General features: G+C 69.1%; 11 protein-coding genes. 4 read left to right on the top strand and 7 right to left on the bottom strand.

Going from position 1 to position 12780, the window contains the following annotated elements:
* The coding region (locus tag VGS97_RS23985; protein WP_326855896.1) for an acyltransferase domain-containing protein at window positions 1-816 on the top strand (816 nt) is incomplete at its 5' end.
* A 334-nt stretch (window positions 817-1150) separates the two neighbouring features.
* On the opposite strand, the gene VGS97_RS23990 is transcribed toward VGS97_RS23985, so the two are convergent.
* Window positions 1151-1876 carry a dihydrofolate reductase family protein gene (locus VGS97_RS23990; RefSeq protein WP_326855897.1) on the bottom strand — a complete coding sequence of 242 codons (726 nt, stop codon included), beginning with the start codon at window positions 1874-1876 and terminating at the stop codon, window positions 1151-1153.
* A 276-nt stretch (window positions 1877-2152) separates the two neighbouring features.
* On the bottom strand, window positions 2153-4864 hold the full coding sequence (gene polA, locus VGS97_RS23995; RefSeq protein ID WP_349262243.1) for a DNA polymerase I: 2712 nt from the start codon (window positions 4862-4864) through the stop codon (window positions 2153-2155).
* A 140-nt stretch (window positions 4865-5004) separates the two neighbouring features.
* On the opposite strand from polA, the gene VGS97_RS24000 reads away from it, so the two are divergent.
* From VGS97_RS24000 to VGS97_RS24010, 3 genes are all read left to right on the top strand, one after another.
* Window positions 5005-5454, top strand: coding sequence for a hotdog fold thioesterase (locus VGS97_RS24000; protein ID WP_326855899.1), 450 nt, complete (start codon window positions 5005-5007; stop codon window positions 5452-5454).
* Window positions 5455-5722: 268 nt separating this feature from the next.
* Window positions 5723-6247 (top strand): hypothetical protein, encoded by a 525-nt coding sequence (locus VGS97_RS24005; protein WP_326855900.1) that lies wholly within the window; start codon window positions 5723-5725, stop codon window positions 6245-6247.
* 100 nt (window positions 6248-6347) lie between these two features.
* Entirely contained in the window at window positions 6348-7043 is a 696-nt protein-coding gene (locus tag VGS97_RS24010; protein ID WP_326855901.1) for a hypothetical protein, read from the top strand.
* Between the two features lie 58 nt (window positions 7044-7101).
* Here the strand turns inward: VGS97_RS24010 and VGS97_RS24015 are convergent, their stop codons facing one another.
* The 5 genes from VGS97_RS24015 to VGS97_RS24035 all read right to left on the bottom strand — a co-directional run bounded on the left by VGS97_RS24015 (window position 7102) and on the right by VGS97_RS24035 (window position 12770).
* Entirely contained in the window at window positions 7102-7815 is a 714-nt protein-coding gene (locus tag VGS97_RS24015; RefSeq protein ID WP_326855930.1) for an ABC transporter ATP-binding protein, read from the bottom strand.
* Window positions 7812-8693 (bottom strand): ABC transporter ATP-binding protein, encoded by an 882-nt coding sequence (locus VGS97_RS24020; protein WP_414641819.1) that lies wholly within the window; start codon window positions 8691-8693, stop codon window positions 7812-7814. The genes VGS97_RS24015 and VGS97_RS24020 overlap by 4 nt, the downstream gene beginning before the upstream one ends.
* An 8-nt stretch (window positions 8694-8701) precedes the next feature.
* Entirely contained in the window at window positions 8702-10435 is a 1734-nt protein-coding gene (locus tag VGS97_RS24025) for a branched-chain amino acid ABC transporter permease (protein WP_326855903.1), read from the bottom strand.
* A gap of 4 nt (window positions 10436-10439) precedes the next feature.
* Entirely contained in the window at window positions 10440-11405 is a 966-nt protein-coding gene (locus VGS97_RS24030) for a branched-chain amino acid ABC transporter permease (protein WP_326855904.1), read from the bottom strand.
* Between the two features lie 114 nt (window positions 11406-11519).
* Complete coding sequence (locus VGS97_RS24035; protein ID WP_326855905.1) at window positions 11520-12770, bottom strand: branched-chain amino acid ABC transporter substrate-binding protein; 1251 nt, start codon at window positions 12768-12770, stop codon at window positions 11520-11522.
* Window positions 12771-12780: the final 10 nt, after the last annotated feature.

Consider the following 12780-nt stretch of genomic DNA (forward strand, 5'->3'; position numbering starts at 1 on the left):
CGGCTCGCGGTGCGGCCGGACGACGCCGCCGAGATCATGGCGGGCTGGCCCGACGCCGATTCCCCGCTGTGGACTGCGGAGCTGCGCTGGCTGCTCGACCGCTCGATCGCCTTGGTCCGCGCCGATCTCGGGGGCCACGGCTGGCTCTCGCCCGGTCCGGAACTACCGCGTGACCGGGGTCCCGCGTGGCGGCATCTCTACGTGTACGCGTACCTGGCCCTGGCTGACGTCGTCACGAGGTACCACCGCGACCACGGCATCGCCGATTCCGTGTCGTGGGCGACCCTCGCAGACCTGGGCCGCAATCTCGCGATCGACCGGCGGATGCACCGCGAAGGCTGGCCGGTCATGCAGAGCTGGCTGACGCTGCACGCGCGCGGCGGCCTCTACGAACTGGGCCGACTGCAACACCAGCGCGGTGGCACCGCCATCGACCTCCACATCCCCGACGCAGGACCGCTGACCCCGCAGGCGGTCGCGGCGTCACTCGACGAGGCCCGCGCGTTCTTCCCGCGCCACTTTCCCGATGAGCGCTACACGGCGTTCTCCTGCGGTTCGTGGCTGCTCGATCCGCAGCTGCTGGAATACCTGCCAGAGGACAGCAACATCGCCCGATTCCAGCGCAGGTTCGAGCTGGAGCCCTACCAGGAGTTGGAAGGGCTGGACGGCGACGTCGAGGTGCTGCGTTTCGCGTTCCGCACCCTGACCACACCGCTCGACCAACTGCCGCGCGGCACCGTGCTCCAGCGCGCGATCATCGACCACCTGAAAGCCGACCGCCACTGGTACTGGCGCCAAGGCCGCTTCCCGATCTAGCGCACCCTGGGCGCCTTACAAACGCATGCATCCGCGAGCGATCATGTCGCGTGACACACGCGTCAGTGGGCCTGCGGCCTGCCAGTCGTTGCCGAAGCCCACTGAGACGTCGAGCGAGACGCATGGTTCGTGAGCCGAACCCATCCCGTGGCGGACCAGGTGCTCGACCGGCTCACGCTCGGCATTGACACCTTGACGGCGAATTCACCGTGCACTCGATCCACCGTGCACTCGATCTGGCGGGTCGGGGGGCAACGGCAACGGCATCCAGGCTTTCGCGGTGCGCGGGGGCGGCGGCCTGCCCGCCTCCTGCCCGCCTCCTGCCGAGCTCCTCTCACTGCTCCGGCTGAGCCGGTTCGACCAGGTCGCCGCTGGCGCCACGATCGTCCAACAGCAGCTTCGACCGGCCGGTGACGGTATAGCGAATGTGGGTGACCTCGGGCGTCTCGACGACCCGGGTCGGGATCAGCTCGATGCCGTCGTCGGCGCCGAGGCCGAGGCTGGGGTCGAACAGGCGCTGGCCGTCGCCCAGCAGCACCGGGGCGATGTGCAACTCAAGCTGGTCGAGCAGCCCGGCGGTCAGCACTTGGCGCACGAGCTCCCCGCCACCGGCCACCTGCACGTCCTTGCCACCGGCGGCGTCCCGGGCCAGCTCGACGGCCCGCTCAAATCCCTCGGTGACAAAGGTGAAGGAGGTGCCGCCCTGGCGTTCGAGCACGTCCCGCTGACGGTGGGTGACGACGAACACCGGGGCGTGGAACGGCGGCTCCTCGCCCCACGGGACCTCGCCGGCGTCGAACATGCGCCGACCCATGACATAGGCACCGGCCGCCGCGAACGTCTCCTCGATGATCTCCGAGTTGACCGACTTCTCGCCGCCGGCGAAGCCCAGCCGCTCGCGCCAGGCCATGGCATTGACGACCCAGCGGGTGACCCGGAAGAAACCGGGCGCCTCGGGCCCCTGCATCCAGCCGCTCATGTCCTTGGGACGCCGCGCGTCCCGCGGCCCGGTGTAGAAGCCGTCGAGGGACACCGACAGCTGGGCGGTCACCTTGGTCATCGCTCGTACTCCTCTCGTGTTGGCGGCCCCGTTGGCCGCCGATGCCAATGGGTCGGAGCCGACCGCCCGTTCTCGACACGCGCCGACAAGAAATCCTGGGAGAAGTCCCGCCCCGGAGTCCGCGGAGCGGAGCGGAGGCGGGAGTGCGGGTCAAGATCAGCGCGAAGCGCGTCCGGCGGAACGCAGCGGAGCCGGCCAGTAGAGCGGCCGAGCGTCAAGCGGGCGTACGGAGCGTGAGCTCGGCACACGCGAACACGAGGTAGGCGGGCTGCCGGCTCAGTGGCCGGCTGCTTGCCAGTCCTTACCGAAGCCGACCGAGACGTCCAGCGGGACGTGCAGTTCGTAGGCCGAGCCCATCTCGTGGCGGACCAGGTGCTCGACCTGCTCGCGCTCGGCGTTGACCACTTCGAGGACGAGTTCGTCGTGGACTTGGAGCAGCAGGCGGGACTTGAGGTTGTTCGCGGTGAGGGCGTCGTCGACCTTGAGCATCGCCACCTTGATGATGTCGGCGGCGGAGCCCTGGATCGGCGCGTTGAGGGCCATCCGCTCGGCCATCTGGCGCAGGTGCGGGTTTGTGGAGTTCAGGTCGGGCAGGAAGCGGCGGCGGCCGAGGACGGTCTGGGTGTAGCCGGTCTTGCGGGCCTCGGCCACCACGGCGTGCAGGTAGTCGCGGATGCCGCCGAAGCGGGCGAAGTAGTCCTCCATCATCCGAGTCGCTTCGGCATTGCTCACGCCGAGGTTCTGCGCGAGGCCGTAGGCGGATTGGCCGTAGGCCAGGCCGTAGGAGACCGCCTTGACCTTGCGGCGCAGCTCGCCGTCGATCTGCTTGGGCGGGAGGTTGAAGACTCTCGACGCGACGGAGGTGTGCAGGTCCTCACCCGAGTTGAACGCCTCGATCAGGCTCTCGTCGCCGGAGAGGTGCGCCATGATGCGCATCTCGATCTGGCTGTAGTCGGCCGTCATCAGCGTGTCGTAACCGGGGCCGGCGACGAAGGCCTTTCGGATACGGCGGCCTTCCTCGGTGCGCACCGGGATGTTCTGGAGGTTCGGGTCCACCGAGGACAGGCGGCCGGTCGCGGCGACCATCTGCTGGTACGTGGTGTGGATGCGGCCATCGTCGAGCACCGTCTTGATCAGGCCCTCGACGGTGGTGCGCAGCCGGTTGACGTCTCGGTGGCGAAGGAGGATGACCGGGAGCGGGTGGTCGGTCTGGGTGGCGAGCCACTGGAGTGCGTCGGCGTCGGTGGTGTAGCCGGTCTTGATCTTCTTGGTCTTCGGCAGGTTGAGCTTGTCGAAGAGGATCTCTTGCAGCTGCTTGGGCGAGCCGAGGTTGAACTGCACGCCGGTGGCGGAGTGCGCCTCCTCGACCGCGTGCTTGACGTCGGCGGCGAATCCGACTTCGAGGTCGGACAGGTACTCGCGGTTGGCCGCGATCCCGGCGCGCTCCATCCGCGTGAGCAGCTGGACCAGCGGGAGTTCGACGTTGCGCAGCAGGTTCTCGGCGATCTGGGCGGACTCGGCGCGGCGGTCGAGTTCCGCTTCGAGGCTGGTGTTCAGCTCGACCAGCACGGAGGCGGTGCGCATCAGGGCGAGTGAGGCCTCGTTGTCGTTGTCGGCGACGGTGTCGGTCGCGGAGAGGACGTCCAGGGCCAGTTGGCCGTCGGGTTGGGCGGCGGCCAGTTCGCGGCCCAGGTACTGGCGCACCAGGTCGGGTAGTTCGGCTGTGCGCATGCCCGGCTGCACGAGGTACGCGGCCAGCGCGGTGTCGCCGGCGAGCCCGGCGAGCTCGAAGCCGTGCGCGGCGAAGGCCAGGATCGGGCCCTTGGCGTCGTGCAGGATCTTCGGTCTCGCCGGATCGGCGAGCCAGGCGGCGAAAGCGGACTCGTCGGCGGGGTCGAGAGCGGCCGGATGGAAATAGGCGGCGTGCGCGTCGCCGGTGGCGAGGGCGACCGCGCTGAGTTCGCCGGTGCCGCGGCCCCAGCGGCCTTCGGCGGCGATCCCGATCAGGGCGTCGGAGGCGGCGTGCGCGACGAGCCAGGGGGCCAGTTCGCCGGTGGTGAGGATCGCGGTGTCCAGGGGTGGTTCGTCGGAGGCGGCGGTGCTTTCGGCGGAGGCGGCGCCGTCCAGACCGAAGACATCGCCGATCCGGCCGCGCAGGGCGCGGAATTCGAGCGTGGTGAACAGTTGGTCCACGGCGGCCGTGTCGCCGGGGCTGCGCTCAAGGTCGGCCGGGCCCAGGTCAAGCTCGACGTGCCGGTCCAGCTCGGTCAGCTGGCGGTTGGTCTGCACCTGGTCGAGATGGTCGCGCAGGGCTTCGCCGGCCTTGCCCTTGACCTCGGCGGCCCGCTCGACCAGCGCGGCCAGCGAGCCGAAGTCGCGGATCCACTTGGCCGCGGTCTTCTCGCCGATGCCGGGGATCGACGGCAGGTTGTCCGAGGGGTCGCCGCGCAGCGCGGCGAAGTCAGGGTACTGCCGCGGCGTGAGGCCGTACTTCTCCTCCACGCTCTCGGGCGTGTACCGCAGCAGGTCGGCCACGCCCTTACGCGGATAGAGCACGGTGACGCGGTCGGTGACCAGCTGCAACGCGTCACGGTCGCCGGTGATGATGCTCACGTCGTAGCCCTCGGCCTCGGCCGCGGTCGCGAGGGTGGCGATCAGGTCGTCGGCCTCGGAGCCCTCCTTGCGGAAGACCGGGACGTGCAGCGCGGCGAGCAGTTCGGACAGCAGCTCGACCTGGCCGGCGAACTCCGGGGGCGCCGCGGCGCGCTGGGCCTTGTACGAGGGGAACAGCGCGGTGCGCTTGAGCGTTGACCGGGACACGTCGAAGGCCACCGCGAGATGCGTGGGAGCCTCGTCGCGCACCACGTTGATCAGCATCGAGGTGAAGCCGTAGATCGCGTTGGTGGTCTGTCCGGTGGAGATGGTGAAGTTCTCCGCGGGCAGCGCGTAGAAGGCCCGGTAGGCCATCGAGTGCCCGTCGAGCAGCATGAGCTTGCGGGGTGCCTGGTTCGTGTTGTCGCTCACTGCCGTTCTCCCGTCGTCTCCACGAATGCGATCCTATGCGCTGGGTCCGACATCATCGGGCCGCACGACCCCTTGTGATTGAGATCGAAAGGATGATCCGGGGCATGGGCGAAACACAGGTGTCGGGCGAGGTCGGAGATTTCCAGGACGGGAAGTTCCAGGACCTGGTGCGCGACGTCTACGCGGACGGCGGGCGGCTGGGCCAGAAGCTCGGCATCCGCTTCACCGAGATTTCCGCGCAGCGGCTGGTGGCGACGATGCCCGTGGAGGGCAACACGCAGCCGGCCGGTCTGCTGCACGGCGGGGCTTCGACCGCGCTGGCCGAGACCATGGGCTCGGTGGGCGCGGCGCTGCACGCGGGGCCGGGCGCGGTCGTCGTCGGGGTGGACATCAACGCGACGCACCACCGGTCGGCTCGCTCCGGCCTGGTGACCGGAACGGCGACGCCGCTCTACCTAGGGCGCTCGATGGCGACTTACGAGATCGTCATCACTGACGAGGCGGACCGGCGGCTGTGCACCGCGCGAATTAGCTGTCTGATTCGGAAGCCGTGACTGAAACCATCACCGGAACCACCGCTGGGACCACTGCCAGTGCGGGCGATATCGGGCACTGCTGGCGTTATGGTGCGCGATGGCGCATCCTGGCGATGTGCGTTCATCACGAGACGGTAACGAATCAGCGCCGAAGCTATATATCGAGTTCGAAGATGACAGCGAAGCGGCGATGGCTGGTGAGGCCGAGTTGGTCGGTGACCGTGAGGCGATCTGGAACGGGTCGGCCGGTCGGAGGCCACGGTGGCGGCCGAGCTGGCGTTGGGTCGTGGTACCGACCCGGTACCGCAAGCTGGTCGCAGGAGTGGTAGCCCTGCTGGGTTTATCCGCAGCGATCGGCGACGCCCTGACCGCGCAGGCGACGCAACGCGCAGCGGACCACTCGGCGGTCTCCGTGGTCGACGCCGCGTTTTCACCGAGCGAGGACGACGGCGGGCTCAATCTGCTGATCGACATCACCGATACCGGGCAGAGCCCGGTGACGGTCACGCAGGCGAAAGTCCAGCAACCGGACTTGCCAATGGGTTATCTCGGCGCACCAATCGTCCTGAGCTCCCATCAGCAGATCACACTGGTGCTCTGGGGGCGGTACGACTGCTTCTCACCGGGGCCGGGTGCCAGCGGGTCGGGCCCGAAGCCGCCGAGTTCGGGGGCGAGCACAGTGCGGCTGACCGTGCGCAGCAGCCAGGGGAACGTGGACACGTTAGACGTTTCGCTGCCGGTGACCGCACAGTTGCCCGCCCCGTGGCGATACGGCCGGACGACGTATTGCGCGCTGGCCTCGGGTGGTTAGCCCCCGAGTGATAAGCGCTGCGAGTGGTCGACTCCGCAACGGCTGAAGCGAGAGGTTCGAACGATAGTCCGTCTATCGCGCTTTCGGCCACACTGAAGGCATGAGGCGCAAGGCTGGCGGCGATGGGGACGCGGGGACGGACGCGAACGCGGGCACGAGCACCGGCGCGGCGGCGTTGGAGATCGAGTTCGAGGACGACGAGGCGTCGCCGGGCTTCGCGGCCTCCCCTGCCGGCCGGTCGCGCGATCTGCGGCCTGCCGCACTGATCACGCTGGCCGTCGTCACCCTCGCCGCAGCGGTGTACGCCACGCACCGCCCCGGTTCGAGCGGCGCGAACAGCCCGACGGTCACCCTCTCCGCGCCGGACTACGCCGCCTTCGTGGTCACGGTCAGCTATCAGGGCTCGCACCTGGTGTCGCTGCCGGAGCGCCGGATCGAGGTGGATCTGCGCATCACGCCGGTGCCGGGAGCGCAGGTCAGCATCCTGGACTACTACGTCAGCGAGAACGGCGTGACCTCACGCGCCGAGCCCGCGCAGTCCATGACGCCGCTGCCCGCAGGGGGAACGAACGTCAAGCTGGAGCTGACCGTGACCAACTGCGCCGTGGTGCCGATCGGCGAGTCGATGAGCTTCGTGGACGTGGTGGCGAACGGCCCGGTGGGCGTCATCGACCGTTTCACCATCCTGGGCGACCGCTATTCGGGCGACCTCACCCGGCTGCTGCGCACGGTCTGCCCCAGCCGCGCGGACGGTGAGAATCCGTTGACGAGTCCCGGCAGAACATCCGGGCCCTGATCGTCGTTCCGATCCCGACCGCCCGCGGCGGTTGACGGCTTCGCGGCTTTACCGCCGGCTACTCCTCGCCGAGGTAGGTCTTGCGGACCTGCTCGTCGTGCATGAGGTCGGAGCCGCGGCCGGACAGCGCGATCCGGCCCACCTCCAGCACGTGCCCATGGTCCGCCAGCGACAGCGCGGCCTGCGCGTTCTGCTCGACCAACAGGATCGTGGTGCCCGCGGACTTCAGCTCCTGGATGGTCGTCATGATCAGCTGCATCATGATCGGCGAGAGCCCCATCGACGGCTCGTCGAGCATCAGCAGCCGCGGCTTGCACATCAGGGCCCTGGCGATGGCCAGCATCTGCTGCTCGCCGCCGGAGAGCGTCCCCGCGGCCTGGGAGCGGCGCTCGCCGAGGATCGGGAACATGGCGTACGCCTTGGCCATGTCCTCGCCGACCTTCTGGTCCTTGCGCAGGTACGCGCCGAGCAGCAGGTTCTCCTCGATGGTCATGCGCGGGAAGATGTGCCTTCCCTCCGGGGAGTGCGCCAGCCCGAGCTGCACGATCCGGTGCGCGGGCACGCTGTGGATCGGCTTGCCCTCGAACGAGATCTTCCCGGCCGACGGCCGCAGCAGCCCGGAGATGGTGCGCAGGGTGGTGGTCTTCCCGGCGCCGTTCGTCCCGATCAGCGTGACGATCTGGCCCTGCTCCACCGCGAAGCTGATCCCCTTGACCGCCTCGATCTTGCCGTAGGCGACGTGCAGGTCCTCGACCTCCAACAGGGCCATCAGGAGGCCGTCCCTTCGTCCTCGGCCGCCGTGCCCGCCGCATCGGAGGCAGGCGGACTACCGTCCGGCGAGACCGGTTCGGCCCCGTCCCCGGCGACCGGCGTGCCGAGGTACGCGGCGATCACCCGCTCGTCCGACTGCACCTGCGCCGGAGTGCCCTCGACCAGCTTGCGGCCCTGTACCAGCACCGCGACCCGGTCGCAGAGGTTGAAGATGAACCGCATGTCGTGCTCGATCACGATCACGGCGAGGCCGCGCTCGCGGATCTTGAACACGACCTCCTGGGTCGCCCGGGTCTCCTGCGGGTTCATGCCCGCGGTCGGCTCGTCCAACAGGATCAGGCCAGGGTCGCTGGCCATCGCCCGGGCGATCTCCAGCTTGCGCTGGTCGCCGTACGGCAGGTTGCGGGCCAGCGAGCCCGCGTGCTTGCCGATGCCGAGGAAGTCCAGCAGCTCGCGGGACTTGTCGCGGGAGTCGCGCTCCGCCGCGCGGTAGCGCGGGCCGCGGCCGATCGCCGAGAACAGGCCCTCCTTCGTCCGGCTGTGCCGGCCGACCATGACGTTCTCCAGCACCGTCATGTTCGCGAACAGCCGGATGTTCTGGAAGGTGCGCGCGATGCCGGCCTGGGTCACCCGGTACGGTTTGGCAGGCAGCACCGCGCCCTTGTACCGCACCTGGCCGCTGGTCGGCACGTACAGCCCGGTCAGGCAGTTGAAGAAGGTGGTCTTCCCGGCGCCGTTCGGGCCGATCAGCCCGACGATCTCCCGGTCGGCCACGTGCAGGTCGACCCCGTCCACGGCGACCAGTCCGCCGAAGCGCATGGTCACCCCGCGGGCTTCGAGCACAGTCGCGGTGCTCGTCGCGCCGTCCGGCTGCGTCATCGTCGTGGTCACGCCGCGGCTCCTGCCTCTTCCTGGGCGCCCTGCGCGTCGGCGAGGACCGCCTCGTGCGCCTCGGCCTCGGCGATCTGCTCCTCGTGGAACTCCAGCTGCCGCCGTCGGCTGGGCACCAGACCCTCCGGCCGGAAGCGCATCATCAGGATCAGCGCCAGACCGAACAGCAGCAGCTGCTTGTTGTTGAAGAACTGGAGCTTGTAGGGCACCAGGTAGAGCAGCGCGGCGCCGAGCAGCGGGCCGGTGATCGTGCCCATGCCGCCGAGTACCACCGCCGCCAGCAGGAACGCGGAGTTCGGCGGCGAGGTGGCGGAGAAGTTGTACTGGTCCGGGGTGACCGTGTTGAGCAGGTGCGCGTTGATGGTCCCCGCCAGGCCGGCCAGCGCCGCGCCGAGCCCGAAGGCCAGCAGCTTGAACCGGTAGCCGTGGATGCCCATGGCCTCGGCCGCGGTCTCGTCCTCGCGGATGGCGACCCAGGCTCGGCCGAGCCGCGAGTCGTTGACCCGGGCGAAGATGAACACCACGATCGCCATGGCGGCCAGCAGCAGCAGGTAGTAGTTGCCGAACTTGCCGAAGGTCGTGCCGAGCAGGGTGTGCGTCCGGCCGAAGTCGTACCCGAACAGCTTGAGGTCCGGCACGCCGTAGACGCCCTCGGGCCCGTTGGTCAGGTCCGGCCCGGACTGGCCGTTGAGGTTGTTGACCACGATGCGGAAGATCTCGCCGAAGCCGAGCGTGACGATCGCCAGGTAGTCGCCGCGCAGCCGCAGCGTCGGGGCGCCGATGATGACGCCCGCGATCATCGACACGACGATGCCGAGCACCAGCTGCGCCCAGAACGGGTACGCGACGTGGAACCGCGAGGACGCCGCGCCGGAGACCAGCGCCGCGGTGTACGCGCCGACACCGAGGAACGCGACGTATCCGAGGTCGAGTAGTCCGGCGAGGCCGACCACGATGTTCAGTCCGAGCGCGACGGTCGCGAAGATCAGGATGTCGTCGGCGACCGAGTTGTAGGCGTCGCCGTTCTGGATGAACACGAAGACGAGCGCCGCGACGAGCGCCGACAGCGAGGTCACGACGCGGTTCTTCGCGGTCAGCGCGGTCAGCCGGGTGAGCACCCCGCTGGAGTTCAGGCCCCAGGCGGCGAAGCCGATCGCGAAGGCGAAGCCGACGAACTCCTCGGTGTAGCCGGTGCTGATCCCGTAGTCGGCGACGAACATTGCGACCATGATCGCCACGAAGATGATCGGCACCTGCACCCAGCGCGGCAGCGGCCGCGCCCGTTGCGGCTCGCGCCGGTCGTCGGCCAGCAGGAAGGAGCCCGCGGCCGGCAACAGCGTCGCGATCGCGGCGACCCAGGACCCGGACACCCAGTTCGCCAGGCCGTTGAGCTCGAAGGCGATGGCGAGCAGCACGTACCAGGTGGACACGAGGTTCGCCAGCGCGAGGCCGCGCAACAGCCGCACGTGTCCGCGAGGGGCGATCCAGCGCAGCCCCGGCACGTCGTACGACACGCCGACGGCCACCAGCAGCAGCACGCTGACAACCAGCGTGATCCACTGGTTGCCGCCCGGATAGCCGTTGACCGACAGGTCGCCCGGGAAGTCCGGCGTCCAGGTCCAGGCCAGGAAGGTCGAGACCAGCGTGAGAACCGTCCCGAGCGCGACGAGCGCCTTGGCCAGGGACGGCGAGACGCGCGGCTGCCCGGCGAGGGAGGCTTCGAGCGTCACCGGATCACGCCCTGTCCGCGACGCGCTCACCGAGCAGGCCCTGCGGCCTGACCAGCAGGACGATGATCAGCAGCACGAACGCCCAGACGTCCTGCCACGCCGTGCCCCATTGGGACGTCACGTGGTAGTCCGCGAGCACGCCCGAAGTGGTCACCTCCGCGATGCCGAGCACGAGACCGCCGACCATCGCTCCGTAGACGTTGCCGATGCCGCCGAGCACCGCCGCGGTGAACGCCTTCAGCCCCGCGGAGAAGCCCATGTCGAAGGTCACCTGGCCGAACCGCAGCCCGTAGGTGATCGCCGCCACCGCCGCGAACGCCCCGCCGAGAACGAACGCGACGACGATGACCCGGTCGGTGTCGATGCCCATGAGCCGCGCGGTGTCGGGGTCCTGCGCGGTCGCCTGCATCGCGCGGCCGGTGCGCGTCTTCGACACGAAGTACGCCAGGTACGCCATGCAGAGCACGGCGACGACCACTGTGAGCAGACCCGCGCGCTGGAGCAGCACGCCGCCGACGCTGAAGGGCTTGCCGCTGAAGTTCGGGAACGGCACCGCCGCGGTGACGCCGAGGTGGGCCGTGCCACCGGCCGGCTGCGGATACCACAGGAAGACGAGCTGTTGCAGCACGAAGGATAAGCCGATGGCGGTGATCAGCGGCGCCAGTCGTGGCGCCGTGCGCAGTGGCCGATAGGCGAAGCGTTCCGCGCCCATCGCGATGAGCACGGAGGCGGTCATGCCGCCGAGCAGCATCAGGGGCAGCGCGGCGATCAGCGGAATGTGCTGGACCCAGGGGATCCAGAGGTAGACGGCCAGCGCGCCGAAGCCGCCGAACATGAAGATCTCGCCATGGGCGAAGTTGATCAGCTGGATGATGCCGTAGACCATCGTGTAGCCGACGGCGATCAGGCCGTACATCGAGCCCTGCACGATGCCGTTGGTCACCAGCTGGAGGAAGTCCGTGGTGGTCACGGGATGTCCTTCCGGATCGGGACGGGGACGAGGTCGAACACGATGCAGCGGAGGGCGCTGTGGCAGCCGCCCTCCGCATTCGAGACCGGGTCCTCGTTCGGCTGTCTCTTGGGATCAGCCGTTGAAGGTGCCGACCTTGATTCCGTTGTCCCAGGCGCCGGCCTCCACCTTGTACATGGTCAGCTGCTTGTTGCCGGTGTCACCGTACTGGTCGAACGACACGTGGCCGGTGACCCCGTCGAAGGCCACGCTCGCCATGGCGGTCTCGACCTTCTGCCGGAAGTCGGCCGAGCTGCTGGGCACCTTGCCGCCGTTGGCGCTGACGACCGACTTGACCGCCTCGATCAACGACCAGGTCGCGTCGTACGAGTAACCGCCGTAGACCGAGTAGGGCGAGGAGTAGCCGCCCGCGGTGTAGTCGGAGATGAAGGTCTTCGCGGAGGCCAGCGTCGAGATCGGCGCGCCGGGGACGGTGGCGTAGTCACCGTTGGACGCCGCGCCCGCCAGCTTGATGTAGGTCGGGTCCTGCATGCCGTCGCCGCCCATGACCGGGATGTTGGCGCCGGCCGCCTTGAGCTGCTTGGAGAGCGGGCCGCCCTGCGGGTACTCGCCGCCGTAGTACAGCAGCTGCGCCCCGGAGTTCTTCACCGCGTTGACCACCGCCGAGTAGTCGGTGCTGGTGTCGGAGATCGTCTGCGCGACCGTGACGGTGCCGCCGAGCTTCTTGAACTCGTCGGTGAAGGTCATCGCGAGGCCCGCGCCGTAGGTCTTGCCGTCGTTGACCGTCGCGACCTTGGTGATGTGCAGGTCGTTGTAGACGTAGTCGGCGGCGAACGGACCCTGGATCGCGTCCGTGGTCACCACGCGGAAGTAGGACTTGTACGGGCGGGCCTTGGCGGTCTGCCAGTTCGGGCCCTGGGTCAGCGACGGGTTGGTGTTGGCCGGGGAGACCTCGGTCACGTTGGCGTCGTCGAAGACCTTCTGCATCGACTGCGCGACGCTGGAGTTCAGCGGGCCGACCACGCCGACCACGGAGCTGTCCGCGACCAGCGCGGTGGCGTTCTGCTGGCCGATGGTCGGGCTGGCCTGGTCGTCCTTGGCCACCAGCTTGAAGGTGACGCCGGGGACCTCGTTGGTCTTGTTCGCCGTCTTGACCGCGAGGTCGGAGGAGTTCTGGATGCCGAGGCCGAGCGCGGCCAGCGAGCCGGTCAGCGGCGCGTCCACGCCGATCTCGACCACCGTGCCCCCGCCGCCGCCGGTGCTGCTGCCTGCGGCCGGGCTGCCACCCCGGGACCCGCACCCGGCCAGTGTCAACGCTCCGACCGCGACGACTGCGCTCAGTCTGTAGAGCGAAGTAGTTCGCATATACGTCTCT

Source organism: Actinocrinis sp., assembly GCF_035946395.1.
Taxonomy (GTDB): Bacteria; Actinomycetota; Actinomycetes; order Streptomycetales; family Catenulisporaceae; genus Actinocrinis.